Origin of the sequence: Comamonas sp. wu1-DMT (genome assembly GCF_040187805.1) — a bacterium.
Classification (GTDB): domain Bacteria; phylum Pseudomonadota; class Gammaproteobacteria; order Burkholderiales; family Burkholderiaceae_C; genus Comamonas; species Comamonas thiooxydans.
The window spans coordinates 30,983-45,690 of the sequence record NZ_JBANEM010000015.1 but is presented as its reverse complement, the minus strand read 5'-3'; the positions used below and the strand labels follow the sequence as shown (position 1 = coordinate 45,690).

The following is a 14,708-nucleotide window of genomic DNA, read 5'->3' as shown; positions in this document are numbered from 1 at the left end:
GCCTGCGGGCTCCACTATTGCTCAGGAGCCTGCCATGTCCCGTCGTTTGGTTCTTTCTGCCAGCACCGCCCTTGCGGCTGCCGCACTGATTGTTGGTTGCGGCGCCATGGGGTCGTCGGGCGGCAACCCCATGAGCTTCTTCATCACCAGCACCAACCCCGGCAAGGGCGGCGACCTGGGCGGGCTGGCCGGGGCCGACCGCTACTGCCAGTCGCTGGCCGCAAACGTGGGCGCAGGCAACAAGGCCTGGCGCGCCTACCTGAGCAATGTAGCGCTGAACGGACAACCGGCCGTCAATGCGCGCGACCGCATCGGCAACGGCCCGTGGCGCAACGCCAAGGGCGTGGTCATTGCCACCAGCGTGGCCGACCTCCACAGTGCCAATGCCAAGGTTGGCAAGGAAACCTCGCTGACCGAGAAGGGCGAAGTCGTCTCGGGCTTTGGCGACGAGGTCAACCGCCACGACATCCTCACCGGCTCGCGCCCTGACGGCACCCTGGCCGTGCCCGAGCCCGGCAAGGACACCACCTGCGGCAACTGGACCAAGAGCGACGGCGGCTCTGCCATCGTGGGCCACCACGACCACAAGGGCACCAATCCCGACCCTGTGGCCAATGCCTCGTGGAACTCGTCGCACGGCACGCGCGGCTGCAGCGTCGAGCAGCTCCAACAAAGCGGCAGCGCCGGTCTGATGTACTGCTTTGCCACCAACTAACCCGGATGAAAGTGCGGGCTTCGTCGGCCCGCGCCAGTTGATGACAAGCAAGCGCTGCCCCTGAACGGCCCTGACGGTTCAATACCCTACTCTGCTTGGCCATTGAATCGGCGCTCAGCTAGGCCAAGATCTGCAATCGACAAGCCGGCATCTGATGAGCTGGTGCTCGGTCCACTATTCATGAAGTGATCTTGCTCATATAATTAGCCACCATATTATATTTTGGCTAACTAATGAAGCTTGAACAGAAGTACCAGGCGCTAATAGAAGAAGCACAACGACGCAAACTTCCCGATGTGGATGGCATCCAGCTGTGCTTTCAAGTGCTGTCGATGGCTGCAAACATCGACCGCGACTGCGCTGCTTTGCTGGCCCCTCATGGTTTGTCTGAGGGGCGCTTTGTGCTGTTGTTCCTTCTCGATGTGGCGCCTGACGGACTCGCACCCAACGCGCTGGCCGAACAGGCTGGCGTGACCCGCGCCACGGTGACCGGCCTCTTAGACGGACTGGAGCGTGAAGGTCTGATTGAACGACACGCCAACGCCGAAGACCGCCGTGCTCTTTGCATTCGACTGACATCAAAAGGAAAACAACTAGCCGGTACCGTTATCGACCAGCATGGTCGGTGGATTGCAGGCTTGTTTGGCAACCTGTCTGTAGATGAGCGAAAGCAGTTGGCAGCGTTGCTGGAGAAAGTACGAGGCCCTGAATCGGACGTTGAATCATGAGTGATCAAGTCCGCAAGGGTGCGACGCGCACCGCTGACATTCCTCGGGACGTTCTTCATGCGCTATCGCGCGGGGAGTTGCAATGTGCGACGCTGGCTGAGTGCCTAGCAGTCGACCAGGCCGTACTGGCACGAACACTCTTTCCGGCACTTACGGCTCACGCACTGAGCACGATCGATGAAGCCTGCCAACTGGGTGTGCTCAAACGCATGGCCCGTATCGGCGCAGTCTTGCTGGAGGACCTGGGTACAAAGGGCATCGCACAGTGCCAAACGCACCGCGCCGATATGGCACGAGGCTGGGCGTGTTTCATGATCGGTGCTCAGCCTAACCTGGATCTCAGTGCACGGCTGGTCGCAATGCGCCCGTTGGCAGACGATGCCCATTTTGGTGTGCGTGAATGGGCTTGGATGGCGATGCGGCCGCACCTGGTGCAAGACCTGGCTGCGGCTATCGCTCAGCTGATGCCATGGACACAAGATCCTTCCGAACGTGTCCGACGATTCGCGTGCGAGGTTTTGCGTCCCCGCGGTGTGTGGAGCACGCATATCTCACAGCTCAAACGCTCGCCCGAGCAAGCACTGCCTTTGCTCTCAGCTCTGAGTAACGACCCTTCGGTCTACGTGCAGGACTCGGTCGCCAATTGGCTCAATGATGCCGCCAAGGACCAGCCAAACTGGGTGCGTGACATCTGTGCCCAATGGCTTCAAAGCACCCAAGCCGCCGCCACACAACGTATATGTCAACGCGCACTGCGCAATCTCAAGTGAAAGTGGAACCATGTCTCATTACCTTGTAGAGCTCTACACCCCCAATTCGGCTTGGCTCGCACTGTCCGCCGAACAAAGGCAACACTTTCTTGGCGGCATCGGACTCGCATTGAATCAACTCTCCAGCCTCGGTGTCGAAGTCCTCTCCCTGGCAGAAACGGACTCCAGCATTGACCAGGGAACCGCGCATACATTCCTTGGTATTTGGCGCTTTCCTGATCAGGCCGCTCGTGACGCTCTGCTGGCAGGCATCAAAGCCAGCGGCTGGTACGACTACTTTGACCATGTGAATGCGGCCAGCACTCAAGGGGCCGCGGATATTCACTTGGCTGCTCTAGCTGCCGCGTAGCGCAGTAATTCCGGTAATGCCGTTATGCATCTGCAATGCATGCGGCTAGTCATTTTCCAGCCCGCTAATGCCCGCTTAATGGCCACCCGCCACAGTCGCCACTGCGGGCTGGCCAGCTTTCGGCATAGCATATGCAACTCAACATGGATCCCCGGATTCGCACAGAACCGGGTGCAAGATCGAGTGGAAAGCATGCGACATCAGCGTGGGTTCACAACACCTGAGTTGCATCAACCGCTACACTGTACATATGCACAGTCATCGTCTCATGAGTGGTATGCCCGTTCAACTGATCGCGTCCCCGGTTACTTTGCCGCTGGCTGATCGCAGCGCACGCGCAGGCTCGCCCGCCAATGACTTCGCTGGCAAGCGGCTGGATATTACTGACCTGCTGGTCACGCACCCCAAAGCCACGTTCCTGCTGCGCGTGGCAGGCCCATCCATGCAGGAACACGGCATCGATGACGGCGATATCGTCGTGGTGGACAGGGAGCTGCGCGCCCGCGATGGGAGCATCGTCGTGGCAGTTGTCGAGCGCGAGCTCGTCATCAGAGTGCTGGAGAGCGATGGCAACACCTGCAAGCTCAAGGCAGGCGCCCCCACCTACCCCGATATCCTGCCTCAGGAAGGACAGACGCTGGAAATCTGGGGTGTCGTCACCAGCTGCATCAAGCGCTTTGCAAGATGAACACAAGTGCACGCCAGCCCAACACGGGCGGCCCTTGAAATCTGATTAGCCCCCAGAAAAGTGCCTGCTAACGAACAAAGGCAATGTAGCTCTTTACATTGCCTTTTTCTTTGGTCAAAAGATAAAAGCGGATTGCACCTTACCTAAGGCACAGATTGGGCTGCCTCAGCTTTATTTATCCTTTGGTATCTTTTGGATCGTTCCCATAGCTGTGCTTTGCACGTATCTGACTATTGTCTCCACGATGAATAGAGACTTCCGCCCCAGATTTTTTGGCTAGTTCGCGTGTGGCCTCAAAAACTGCTTTCTGTGTATCGCCCACAACGCTTGCCCTAGAAGCGTCATGACGTTCGCCGCGCCACTTCCCGTCGGCGCCTTGATAGACGTTGTAATCTTTTTTTGACATGAGCTCCTCCATTCAAAGGTCAAGTAAAAAAAACACTTTGTGCAATTGGCAAGTCCTGTGTTCACGCCTGAACCCATAACTTCAGATGTTCCCATCAGTTCCTCCTCGCCAAGCACTGCGCGATCTTATACTTTTCACGTGGCTAATAGGGATACGTCGAGCTTAGAATCATCCACTCTTCCTTCTACAAATATTTTTCTCCGAGCTTTAAAAACATGGACAGCATCACGATTTCTGACTGGCTCATCGTTACTGCGACTCTACTAAACCCACTGATAGCGGTTCAAGTGACCCGTTTTCTTGATAGTCGCAATGAAGCTCGAGCGCGAAAAATAAGTGTTTTCAAAACTCTAATATCAACGCGCGCCTATGCACTCTCTTGGACGCACGTCGAGGCACTAAATAGGATTGATCTTGAGTTCGGAAAGGGAAGCAAGAAAGAGCGCAGTGTCATTGAGGCATGGAAGGCATATCATGACATACTTAGCAACAATCAAATGTCTCCAGAGCAATGGGGAAGCAAACGTATTGATCTGCTCGTGGATCTTCTTCACAAGATGGCTATTGTTCTTGATTACGACTTTGATAAAACACACATCAAAAATTCTTCATACGCTCCACGCATTCATTCAGAGACAGATGCTCAGCAAGAAGCTATACGTAAAGGGGTTGTCGAAGTCTTGAGTGGTGATCGAGAGCTTCGTCTTCATGTGACAAACTTCCCTGAATAAAACCTCTGCATAGCAAATCAATCAAGCCCGTTTGACACGGGCTTTTTGCATTAGGACACTTACAGGCATCGCCTCGCAAGAAGAGGAGCATAAGAACTCCTAAGGTCAAGCGGAAGAACCTCATCCGATAACTGGCGGTTTTTTTGTGCCCTGACATTGCACGCCAGCACTCTTGCAGACGATTGATTTATAGCCGGGAGGGCGACGAATACAAGACCCGCAAGGGGAAGAAGTCCGCAGGGCAATACCGACGCATCGCAGCACAGCTGCTATCTGCTGAACCTGAACTACGACAGCCAGGGCCGCCCTACCCAGCCCCATGCCCAACCGATTGCCCTGTCCATACAAAAGCCTCTGACAGGGGCTTTTGTTCAGGCCTCTGGCTTGGAGGGCCAGAACATCTCTCGCACTTCGGGTGCGTAGTACGGCAAGGCAAGCACTGCGCCAAATAGTGCAAAGCCCAAGCCCGATGTCGCGTTCCCCAGGCCGGACAGCACAATCGGCGGACTGAAACAGGCGACAACCCACGTAGCAGCAGAAGACCACAAGGTAAACCGGGGTGCCCATGCTCTGAACCGCAGCAGGCCGTAAAAGGAAATGAGGCCGAGCACCACCAGCACCGAGAGCGCCAGCAAGAAGATCCAGTCCGTGGGGCCGACTTCCGACTGCATCAAAAGGCTCTGGGAAAGATCGGTCAGCTCATGGGGCACCAGATCGAAGCCATATTCCGCCAGCATTCCGAATAATGGGATGCCCAGCGAAGCAATCACCAATGCGCGATAAGTCGATTTGCCCATACCCTCTCCAAGTTGCTATGGGTGAATCGTACTACCGCCCTTCCCGCCCTACCTGTTCTTAGCAATCTGCACCGCGGATGCAGCAGCCCATGTGGCACCGGCGAGGCGCTGGCAAGCACCTCAGGCTACGCAAAACCTGCACAGTTAAACGGACCGCAGGCCGTCCGCCAGCCGGCGCAGCAGCTGGAGCTGTTCGCTCTGGATGGTGATGAGCTCGCTCCACTGCGTTTTCTGCAGCTCGTCGATTTTTTTGGTGCAGCAGCATGATTTCCAGCTCGGCCTTGAGGTTGACTTCGTAGTCGTGCTCGCCGCGAATGCGGTCCTTGTCTGCCTGGCGGTTCTGCGACATGAGAATGATGGGCGCCTGTATGGCCGCCAGCATGGACAGGAACAGGTTCAGCAGAATGTAGGGATACGGGTCGAACGTGGAGCCGCGCGCCCAAAGCAGAAAGGCGTTGAGGCCCACCCAGACCAGCATGGTTGCGCAAAACAGCGCCACAAAGGCCCAGGAGCCGCCAAAGGTGGCGACGGCATCGGCTGCGCGCTGGCCGAAGGTGGGCGGTGTTTGATCTAGCTCCTGGTCCACATTGCGTGAAATGTGTTTGCGCCGGGCAATGTGCTGGGCGACCTTGAGCGCTCTGGCATCCAAGGTATCTGCGGAGGCACCAAACAGCCTCTTCGCAACGGTATCCGTATTGAGCATGGGACTTCCTTGTCATCCGAGAGATGAGGACATTGTCAGCATGCTACCCAAGCCTGGCGCTTGCCTTGCGCCCTGTCGCGCCGCCGCCACCGTCATGCGGCAACAAGCACAAGTGGGGGAATGCTTGAATATTGACGCCAGGTGTTGCAATGGCTGCCTTCGAGTGTGAGTATGGGTAGGCAATCGTTCGGATTGCGTAGCTACCGCTGATGCCCAAGGAGGCTGAAAATGTTCAAGCACATTCTGATTCCGACAGACGGCTCGAAACTCTCCGAAGCCGCGCTGCGCGCGGGCATGCAGTTGGCCAAGGAGCAAGGCTCCGAGGTGACGGTGCTTTATGTGATGCCGGACTATTCGGCCTTGATGTATAGCGGCGAGGGGATGGTGGCCTACAACCCCAGCGAGATGCGCCGGGACGCCGAACTAACGGCCGACACAGTGCTAAAGGCGGTGCAGGACATTGCCAAGGCCGAGGGAGTGGATTGCAAGTTGGAGCGGACGATGAACTTTTCGGTGCACCAGGCCATCATCCAACAGGCCAAGGACAGCCACTGCGACCTGATCTGCATGGCGTCCCACGGTCGCAAGGGCCTTGCCGGCATTTTGCTGGGCAGCGAGACCCAGCGCGTGCTGGTGAACAGCGGCATTCCGGTGCTGGTGCATAGGCCTGTGGTCAAAGAGGTCCGAGCCGATTCCCACTGAATTTCAGGCCTTTTCTTGCCCATCAAAAAAACCGCTTGAATACCTACTTCTGGGTGTTGCATCAGCTGCCCCGGAGTGTGAGTATGGGTTTGGCAATCGTTCGGATTGCGTGGCAACCCCACAGGCGCTGGCGCGCAAGGAGGCTGAAAATGTTCATGCACATTCTGATTCCTACGGACGGCTCGAAACTCTCCGAAGCCGCGCTGCGCGCGGGCATGCAGCTGGCCAAGGAGCAAGACTCCCAGGTGACGGTGCTGTATGTGATGCCGGACTATGCCGCCTTGATGTACAGCGGCGAGGCGATGATGACCTACAACACCAGCGACCTGAACAAGGACGCCGAGAGAACGGCCGACAGGGTGCTGCAGGAGGTGCAGGACATTGCCAGGGCCGAGGGGGTGTATTGCAAGACTGCGCGAGCCATGAACGCCTCGGTGCACAAGGCCATCATCCGGCAGGCCGAGGAAAGCCACTGCGACCTGATCTGCATGGCATCGCACGGCCGCAAGGGCATTGCCGGCATTTTGCTGGGCAGCGAAACCCAGCGCGTGCTGGTGAACAGCCATATTCCGGTGCTGGTGCACAGGCCTGTGGTCAAAGAGTAAAGCTACTCACAACCCGCGAATGGAGGCGATCAAGCCGCCCAAGCCTGCGGCAGTGATGCCCGATCCGGCCAGCACATAGGCCACGGCAATGCGGCGGACATGGCGGTCTGCGGCGGCGGCATTCAATGGTGTGGTGACGGTCACTTTGGAAAGCATCATCAGCGCTCCGATCCTTGGGCTTTCAAGGGTTGGGAACGAAAGCCTCAGTCGGTCTGAACGCCTGGGGCTTTCACCTTCTCTGCGGGCTTGGTCAGTGGGTCGCCAGCAGTTGCCTGTCCACCTACACCTGCCCTATCAAGGCATTGACCTGGGCATCTCGGCGTTCGACCAGGCTGACCAGCACTCCAACCACGCCCGCGCTTGAAGCAGCAAGGGCTGGCACCACTCCCAAGCCATGTTGCAGTACGAGTTGGGCACTTGTGCGGGCATTCAAACGGAGCGCCATCGTGCAGACGCCGGGCAGGAAGGCGCACGAAAAGGTCTTGGTAAAAAAAATGCCAAATGCCAAATGCCAAATGGGGGGGGGCGAATAACGTTCTGTTGGTTGGTGGTGGCCTTGATGGGAATCTCGTCTCAGGCGAAGGCGCGGTGTGATGTGACTGGGGGCTCCCAAACGTTGACCTTCGATGGCCCGGGGGAAATCATGGTGCCTCGTGATATCTCGGATGAGACTGTGGTCTTTACTGACATTAAGCCACTCTCTAGGGACATCCGCTTCACCTGCTACACCGGAACTTCGTTTGGGATTCACGCCGCTCCTGCGCGAGGACCTAATCCAGTAGATTCGTTTTACTTTCCTACCGGCACACCTGGACTGTCGTTTCGAATAAAGGGGCGAAACGATGACATCATACCTCCTCCGATAATAGAGCAATCAGCTGGCCAATGGATGCTGGTCGGCAACATGACACTGGAACTTCTCAAGACTTCGGCATTTGAGCCTAGCGGCCAGATCAAAGCAGGCGATATAGGAACCCTAAAGATTGGACCCGATATCCTCGTCACGTATAGACTGGCTCGACCCATAAACTTTATCGCGGGCTCCTGCGAGAGTCCGGACGTGAACGTTGCCATGGGGGATGACTATATTTCATCTGATTTTGGTGGACCAGGTACCCGTACCATACCGGTCTCCTTCAGCCTGAATCTAAACCGATGTCCGCCTGGAATTGGCAAAGTCAACTACACGTTTTTTGCGTTGACAAAGGTCATTGACGCCAGTCAGGGAATCGTCGGGCTTAATAATGGATCAGATGCCATTGGAGTCGGGCTTCAAATCAGAGACGGCAATGACGTACCTCTTGCATTGGATACTCCCCATAAATTTACAGGCTACGACTCCCGCCAAGGTGGTAGTTTTCAGATACCGCTGAAGGCGAACTATTACCGATTAACAAACGAGCCTAGATACAAGCCTGGAACAGCAAATTCAGAGCTGATATTCATCATGAGCTACTTGTAGGCTACCGGCTCCAAGATTTGAAGTCCTTCAGGACTTGAGCCGGCGGCCGAGCTCCACCTGGGCGAAAAACGCGCTGACCAGCTTCAATATCTCGCTGGGCCGGCGCAGTTCCTTGACCCGCGCTCCGGTTCCTTCCTGCGCCGAAGTTCGCCGGTCGTGGTGCCTTCGTGTACGCCGGCATCGACCTCGGCACGCTTGACCCATTCGTTCAAGGTCTGCGACACGCAGTCAATCCTGGAAGCGACGGATTCGATGCTTGCCCACAGTGATGGGCCCTCCCCCATGTGACTCCTGCACCAGCCTCACCGCGCCCTCGACCTCTTCATGGCTTCATCTTCCCAGGTGCTGAGGCCTCCTTGCTAACTCGAACGCAGCAGCGTTGCCAGCCGTTGCTCGATCCACAAGGCCGTAGCGCCCAGCTCTGCACCCTGCAAATTGAGCATACGCACGGCTAACGGCGGAAGCTGCAGTTCCGCGCAGTCCAGTGCCACGATGCGGGGCTCAATATCGGGTGCTTGGGCGATATTGCGCGGCAGAATTCCCCAGCCTATGCCGTCAGCCAGCATGTCGGCAAGCACGTAGAAGCTCTCCGAGCGCCAGATGCTCGGACTGATCACGAGGTCTTCAACACCCTCGATGTGCATCACCAACTGCCGGTGAGAGGCCAGGTCCTCGCGCTTGATTCCATTGCACTTGGCCAGCTCGTGGTCGCGCGATACGAACACCATCTGAGGTACGCCAGCCACATAAGTTTGAGCAAACTGAGCGCCTGCCGGGCCCCGGTCAAACTGAAAGGCAAGCTCAGCTCGACCTGATTGCACCTGGCGTGCGACTTCGGCCGCCGTGCCATTGAGCAGGGTCAACTCCAAAGCCGGGAACTGGTGCGCCAGCTCCTGCAGCAGTCTGGCAATCGGCGGATAGGGCAAAGCTTCGTCGATAGCCACGCAAAGCTTGGCTGTCTGGCCATGTGACAGCTTGCGCGCGCGCAGGTCTAGCGCCTGGGCCTGATTGAGCAGGGCCCGTGCCTCCAGCAAGATGACTTCGCCAGCCTGCGTGAGTCGCACCGACCGGCCTACACGATGAAACAACTCCAGCCCGAGATCCGCCTCCAGCAGTCCCATGGCCATGCTCACTGAAGATTGAGTTCGGCCCTGGCGCCGAGCGGCCTGGGTCATCGAGCCACAGTCCGCCACGGCGACGAATTGGCTCAAACGTTCTAGTGTCCATTCCATAAATCAATTTTACTGATTGATCTGAACTTTTCTCAGACAAAAAATTGATTGATCATTGGCAACATGGTCGCTTCAAGCGGCCTCTCCAACCATTGAACGAAAGAATCCATGACGACATCCATTCAGCTAAGACCATTGGAGCGCGACGATTTGCGCTTTGTGCACCACCTGGATAACAACGCCAGCATCATGCGGTACTGGTTTGAAGAGCCTTATGCGACCTTTGATGAACTGACCAGCCTCTACGACTCACACGTTCACGACCAAACTGAACGTCGCTTTGTAGTCGAGCATGAAGGGGCCCGAGGGGGGTTGGTTGAGTTGGTGGAAATCGACCTGGTACACCGCCGAGCGGAGTTCCAGATCATTGTTGCCCCTGATCAGCAGGGCAAGGGGATTGCCACTCGTGCTACTCGTCTGGCGCTTGACTATGGCTTCAAGGTTCTCAATCTGCACAAGATCTTTTTGCATGTGGACAAGGAGAATGCCAAGGCTATCCATGTCTATACGAAGCTTGGCTTTCAGCCGGAAGGTGAACTGGTCGATGAATTCTTTGCCAACGGCCAATATCGAAGCGTGTTGCGCATGTATTTGCTGCAGAAAAGTTACCTCAACAAGGAATGAATCATTGAGGAGCCTCTGGGCTCAGTAGTTCATTGCGCCAGTAGTTCATTGCGCCTGTTGTACTGGCGTCTTGCGGCATATGCCAACGTCGTTGGCAATGGCTTGACCATGGCTTTGCCGCGCCGGGCCACCTAGGCTTGAGGATCTCCTGCCGATGCACCCGATAGACACCGTGCTGCACGGGCTGCAGCACCGTGATCGCCAACGCAACCGCCAGCCACGCGCTATCAAAAGCAAAGCAGCTACTGCCAGCCCAGCAAAGCTATCGGCAGCAAACTGCTTTTAAATCCAGTTAGAGCAAGCGCAACTTGCTCACAAATTCATATGTAGAAAGCACAAAATATTCATAGATGAATTAAAAATAGATATTTAAATACATCTATGTATCAAACAAGCACGCAGACAACAATGAAGTCGCCTGCTGTCGCATGCAAGCAATGCTTTAGAGACAAAAATAATTCATAGATTTGCATGTTTTTGCCAAAACACTAATATCTATGCATGCCACGCCAGAACACATCGCCCGCAAACTACCCGCAAGCCGTACTCCAGCAGATCGAGCAGCTTGCGCAGAACATCGTCATCGCCCGTAAACGGCGCGGCGAGTCGCAGGCGCAGTGGGCCAAGAAGCTGGGCATATCGCAGCCCACCATGGCGCGCATAGAGCGCGGCGACCCGTCCGTCGCCATGGCCTCGTATGTGATGTGCATGTGGCTGATCAATCACGCCGGCGGCCTGGCCGACCTGATTGCGCCGCAGAACGACCATGCGGCGCTGGAGAAGGAGGTCGCGAAGATTGGCAGCAGGCGCAAGAGCAGCGCTCCCAAAAAGAACAAGCCGTCAACGGCGGCAACGAAAGCTGCATCGCCTCAGCCATCGACTTCAGAAACGAAAGGCTTGGCTGGACTGGTTGAGCAGATGGCCAAGTACGCTTTAGAGCAAGAGATGCAAGCTCAGGGCGACAAAAAGACAGCTGCAGCAGCAGGACTAGCCGCTCTCATGAACAAATCAACGCCTCAAAAGCTATGAGCCTGCCCATCAACGCCGTCTCGCCACGCACCTACGCGCCGCAAGACCAGCTTTATGTGTGGGCCATGGTCAACCCTGCGGCGCCCACACTGGTGGGCGAGCTCAGCCTCTCGCAGCTGGTGGCAGACTGCGCCACTTTTACCTACACACAGGACTGGTGGAACTTTGCGCTCAGCGAGGACATGCCCATCGTCCAAGGGCAGATCTTCAGCACGGGCGAGAGGAACACGGCCCCCGGCGCAATCGACGACGCCCGCCCCGACCGCTGGGGCGAGCGCATCATTCGTTACATCGACCGGCCTGCCCGCCTGTCCATTCTGGAAATGCTGCTCTTCGCGGGTGACGACCGCTTTGGCGCGCTGGGCGTGTCGACCTCGGCAGAGCAATATATTCCCCGCTACCTCGGGCCCTATCCGCAGTTGAAGGATCTGGCCCAGCTCGCCGCCGCGGTGGAAGACGTACAGACCCAGGCCCCGATCACCGCAGAGATACAGCGCCTCATCCAGCCCGGCGTCACCCTCGGCGGCGCGCGGCCCAAGGCATTGCTGCAGACGGATAACGGCCCCTGCGTCATCAAGTTCAGCGAGCTCGACGACCCCGTGGACACCCCGCTCATCGAGCACGCCACCATGACGCTGGCCGCACAGGCCGGCATGTATGTGGCCGACACCGCCGTGCTGCCACTGCTGCCACGCTACGGCAAGGCTCGGCACGCTCTCACCATCGAGCGCTTCGACCGCCTGGGCCCCTACCGCGTGCACTGCCAGTCCGCCCACACCGCCCTGCGCGCTGCGGGGCTGGAGCAAAGTTACAGCAATCTGGCCACCATCGTGCTGCGCCTGGGCCACCCGGACCGGCAGACCGCCATGCGCGAGGAACTGTTCAAACGCATGCTCTTCAACATCCTCATGGACAACACCGACGACCACGAGCGCAACCACAGCATCAGCCTCAATCTGGCAGACGGCTACTACGACCTCACGCCCGCCTATGACGTGGTGCCCAGCCTGCAAAACCTTGGCTATCAGGCACTCGTCGTGGGTACCGCAGGCTCCGAATCCAGCCTGGAAAACGCACTCACCCAGATCAACGAGTACGGCATCAAAATGCCCCGCGCCGTCGAACTGATACGGCAGGTGGCCGCCGCCGTCGATCGCTGGGCCGCGCACTTTACTGCGCTGGGGGTCAGCAAGTCCGACATGGAGTTGCTCGCCGCCAGCATCGACCGCGATGCGCTCAGATCGCAGAGACAGGCCTTTCTGTAAAAGCTAAGCACCTCTCACCCCAACAAAAGCCCGCAAGGTTCCAGACTTGGCGGGCTTTCTTGATTCCCAAGGAATCTTGATGACCGACACCTCAGACCGCGAACAATTGCTTCGCAGCTAAGCAGAGGCATCAGAGATAAGAAAAATCCTCAAAAAGACAAAGAAAGTAATTTTTTCTTCAGTGAAGTCGGAAAAATTTTGTTTAGCATTTGCCAAATAACTTTTTTCCTCGAGGAGCAGATGGCACATCACCGTAAAGTTGGTTATGCACATCTACGTGAGCGCCTGAGCACAGGGGCATTCGAGCCGTCACAACCTGCCAAAGTCTACCCTGTCCAGAAATTTGTGCGACTGTCTGACTGCGTGCAAGTGCCTGAACACGCCGCTCCTGCCTCCGATGCCAGTGCATTGGAGCATCTGCTCTTCGCCCTCAAGCATGAAGAGCTGGATCTGCAAGCCGCGATACTAGCCCTCAAAAAAAATCGACCCAGTACCACTGGTGGAGCAGTTTTCACAGGCCACCAGCAGCAGCTATCTCCAGCAAGCCTGCTTCCTCTGGGAAATAGCCAACCAGCAAACTTTGAATGCACCACCAGCCAAAGGTGCGACCAAGCCGCTATTTGACCCCAATCTATTTCTCACCGGCCCATCGAGCAAATACACCCGATGGCGCGTGGACTTCAACGGCATAGGTTCCATACAGTACAGCCCCACCGTCAGACTCACCCCTGAAATCAAGGCTCTGCTGGCCGAAGATATCCTTGGCCAGGCCCGCGAGTTCATCCAATCCATGGACCCCGACATGGTCGAGCGCGCGGTGCGCTGGGCGTATCTCAGCGAGACCGAAGGTTCATACGCGATTGAGCGCGAAGCGCCTACAGGCAACCGCACAGAAGCATTTGCCAAGCTTCTTGCTCGCGCTCATGAAGAGATCCTTCTCACTGAAGAATATCTGGTCGAGCTTCAAAATCTCACCGTGCAATCGGCCATGGATCAGGCAGTGGAGTACCGCAACCAGCAAAACTGGCTGCGACGCGACAGCAGCATCACCTACGTACCGCCAGCACCTGAGCACCTCCTCCCCGTAATGGAAGGCCTGCTCACACTGGCCAACCAAAAAGACAACGGCATCCATCCACTGGTTCTGGGATCACTGGTCAGCTTTGGATTTGTATTCGCCCACCCCTTCATGGACGGAAACGGTCGCCTATCGCGTTTCTTGTTCCACAAAATTGCCTGCCGCAATGCCAATTTACCCAACGGTCTGGTACTCCCCATCTCTACAGCGATGGCACGCCATGAAGGCCACTACCTGAGGGCCCTCAAGTCCTTCTCTGCCCCCGCGCGCGACCTATGGACAGTGGCCAAAGTCTCAGACCTGGAGTACGACTGCGCCTTTGAGGGCTCACCCGAGATCTACCATTTCTGGGACGCCACACAGTGCGTGCAGTTTGGCCTGGAGATGGCCAAAGAGGCACTCCAGCGTGACCTGCATGAAGAAGTTCATTTCCTCGGCCGATTTGATCGTGTGTATTCACGGCTCAATAAAGCCATTGACATGAACAACAACCTCATGAACCTGATCGCAAGACTACTCGTGCAAAACGATGGCGCTTTGTCAATCAGCAAGCGAAAAATGTTCATAGCCAAAGGCTGCACAGAGGAGCTACTGAACGAAGCCGAACAGATTGCTCAAGAAGCGTTAAACGAAGAAAGCCCAGATTAAGGATGCAATCAATGGAACAGCCCGCACACGCGGGCTTTTTTAATCACCAAGAAGTCTTGCCTCAGACCGCGGCGAACTGGTGCGACTGGCGGGCGAGCAGACCATCAACAACTATGTGTCGGCCCCCAGGTCCGCTATGGACCTGGCCGTGCTCGACAAGCTGCTGAGCGAGAACC

17 protein-coding genes and 2 pseudogenes are annotated in these 14,708 nt (G+C 56.8%); 13 read left to right on the top strand and 6 right to left on the bottom strand.

What is annotated here, in order from left to right; translation table 11 throughout:
- The first annotated feature begins 34 nt into the window (after window positions 1–34).
- The 5 genes from V8Z78_RS19780 to V8Z78_RS19760 all read left to right on the top strand — a co-directional run bounded on the left by V8Z78_RS19780 (window position 35) and on the right by V8Z78_RS19760 (window position 3,250).
- Entirely contained in the window at window positions 35–715 is a 681-nt protein-coding gene (locus V8Z78_RS19780) for a hypothetical protein (RefSeq protein ID WP_314353640.1), read from the top strand.
- A gap of 233 nt (window positions 716–948) precedes the next feature.
- Complete coding sequence (locus tag V8Z78_RS19775; protein ID WP_046462351.1) at window positions 949–1,443, top strand: MarR family winged helix-turn-helix transcriptional regulator; 495 nt, start codon at window positions 949–951, stop codon at window positions 1,441–1,443.
- A complete protein-coding gene (locus V8Z78_RS19770; RefSeq protein WP_057092422.1) occupies window positions 1,440–2,213 on the top strand; it encodes a DNA alkylation repair protein in 774 nt (257 codons plus the stop codon). Before V8Z78_RS19775 ends, V8Z78_RS19770 begins: the two co-directional genes overlap by 4 nt.
- Before the next feature lie 10 nt (window positions 2,214–2,223).
- Complete coding sequence (locus tag V8Z78_RS19765) at window positions 2,224–2,562, top strand: DUF6616 family protein (RefSeq protein ID WP_003062340.1); 339 nt, start codon at window positions 2,224–2,226, stop codon at window positions 2,560–2,562.
- A 277-nt stretch (window positions 2,563–2,839) separates the two neighbouring features.
- Entirely contained in the window at window positions 2,840–3,250 is a 411-nt protein-coding gene (locus V8Z78_RS19760) for a LexA family protein (protein ID WP_081033978.1), read from the top strand.
- 175 nt (window positions 3,251–3,425) lie between these two features.
- Here the strand turns inward: V8Z78_RS19760 and V8Z78_RS19755 are convergent, their stop codons facing one another.
- Entirely contained in the window at window positions 3,426–3,656 is a 231-nt protein-coding gene (locus tag V8Z78_RS19755; protein WP_280031869.1) for a DUF2188 domain-containing protein, read from the bottom strand.
- A 215-nt stretch (window positions 3,657–3,871) separates the two neighbouring features.
- Here V8Z78_RS19755 and V8Z78_RS19750 point away from each other — a divergent pair, with 215 nt between their 5' ends.
- Entirely contained in the window at window positions 3,872–4,387 is a 516-nt protein-coding gene (locus tag V8Z78_RS19750; RefSeq protein WP_314353634.1) for a DUF6680 family protein, read from the top strand.
- 371 nt (window positions 4,388–4,758) lie between these two features.
- Here the strand turns inward: V8Z78_RS19750 and V8Z78_RS19745 are convergent, their stop codons facing one another.
- Together V8Z78_RS19745 and V8Z78_RS19740 are read right to left on the bottom strand one after the other, a co-directional pair.
- Window positions 4,759–5,184, bottom strand: coding sequence for a hypothetical protein (locus V8Z78_RS19745; protein WP_003062349.1), 426 nt, complete (start codon window positions 5,182–5,184; stop codon window positions 4,759–4,761).
- A 144-nt stretch (window positions 5,185–5,328) separates the two neighbouring features.
- Window positions 5,329–5,887 (bottom strand): annotated as a pseudogene (locus V8Z78_RS19740) (DUF1003 domain-containing protein).
- Window positions 5,888–6,115: 228 nt separating this feature from the next.
- Between V8Z78_RS19740 and V8Z78_RS19735 the strand changes: the two are divergent.
- Window positions 6,116–6,589 (top strand): universal stress protein, encoded by a 474-nt coding sequence (locus tag V8Z78_RS19735; protein WP_012838626.1) that lies wholly within the window; start codon window positions 6,116–6,118, stop codon window positions 6,587–6,589.
- Between the two features lie 149 nt (window positions 6,590–6,738).
- Window positions 6,739–7,194: a universal stress protein gene (locus V8Z78_RS19730; protein WP_003062356.1), complete on the top strand. Its 456-nt coding sequence runs from the start codon at window positions 6,739–6,741 to the stop codon at window positions 7,192–7,194.
- Between the two features lie 6 nt (window positions 7,195–7,200).
- Here V8Z78_RS19730 and V8Z78_RS19725 read toward each other — a convergent pair whose 3' ends face one another.
- Window positions 7,201–7,353, bottom strand: coding sequence for a hypothetical protein (locus V8Z78_RS19725; RefSeq protein ID WP_224648291.1), 153 nt, complete (start codon window positions 7,351–7,353; stop codon window positions 7,201–7,203).
- A 235-nt stretch (window positions 7,354–7,588) separates the two neighbouring features.
- On the opposite strand from V8Z78_RS19725, the gene V8Z78_RS19720 reads away from it, so the two are divergent.
- Window positions 7,589–8,656: a fimbrial protein gene (locus V8Z78_RS19720; RefSeq protein WP_349731948.1), complete on the top strand. Its 1,068-nt coding sequence runs from the start codon at window positions 7,589–7,591 to the stop codon at window positions 8,654–8,656.
- Window positions 8,657–8,675: 19 nt separating this feature from the next.
- On the opposite strand, the pseudogene V8Z78_RS19715 reads toward V8Z78_RS19720, so the two are convergent.
- Window positions 8,676–8,962 (bottom strand): annotated as a pseudogene (locus V8Z78_RS19715) (IS3 family transposase); the annotation flags it as partial.
- A gap of 53 nt (window positions 8,963–9,015) precedes the next feature.
- Window positions 9,016–9,888, bottom strand: a complete 873-nt coding sequence (locus V8Z78_RS19710) for a LysR family transcriptional regulator (RefSeq protein WP_034354101.1) — start codon at window positions 9,886–9,888, stop codon at window positions 9,016–9,018.
- A 108-nt stretch (window positions 9,889–9,996) separates the two neighbouring features.
- Here V8Z78_RS19710 and speG point away from each other — a divergent pair, with 108 nt between their 5' ends.
- The 4 genes from speG (at window position 9,997) to V8Z78_RS19690 (ending at window position 14,532) form a co-directional block, all read left to right on the top strand.
- On the top strand, window positions 9,997–10,512 hold the full coding sequence (gene speG, locus V8Z78_RS19705; protein WP_034354104.1) for a spermidine N1-acetyltransferase: 516 nt from the start codon (window positions 9,997–9,999) through the stop codon (window positions 10,510–10,512).
- Window positions 10,513–11,013: 501 nt separating this feature from the next.
- On the top strand, window positions 11,014–11,541 hold the full coding sequence (locus tag V8Z78_RS19700) for a helix-turn-helix transcriptional regulator (protein ID WP_280031873.1): 528 nt from the start codon (window positions 11,014–11,016) through the stop codon (window positions 11,539–11,541).
- Window positions 11,538–12,806 carry a type II toxin-antitoxin system HipA family toxin gene (locus V8Z78_RS19695; protein WP_280031874.1) on the top strand — a complete coding sequence of 423 codons (1,269 nt, stop codon included), beginning with the start codon at window positions 11,538–11,540 and terminating at the stop codon, window positions 12,804–12,806. The genes V8Z78_RS19700 and V8Z78_RS19695 overlap by 4 nt, the downstream gene beginning before the upstream one ends.
- Window positions 12,807–13,305: 499 nt before the next feature.
- The gene (locus tag V8Z78_RS19690; RefSeq protein ID WP_349731947.1) at window positions 13,306–14,532 is read left to right on the top strand and encodes a Fic family protein; all 1,227 of its coding nucleotides are present in this window, start codon (window positions 13,306–13,308) and stop codon (window positions 14,530–14,532) included.
- The last annotated feature ends 176 nt before the right edge of the window (window positions 14,533–14,708 follow it).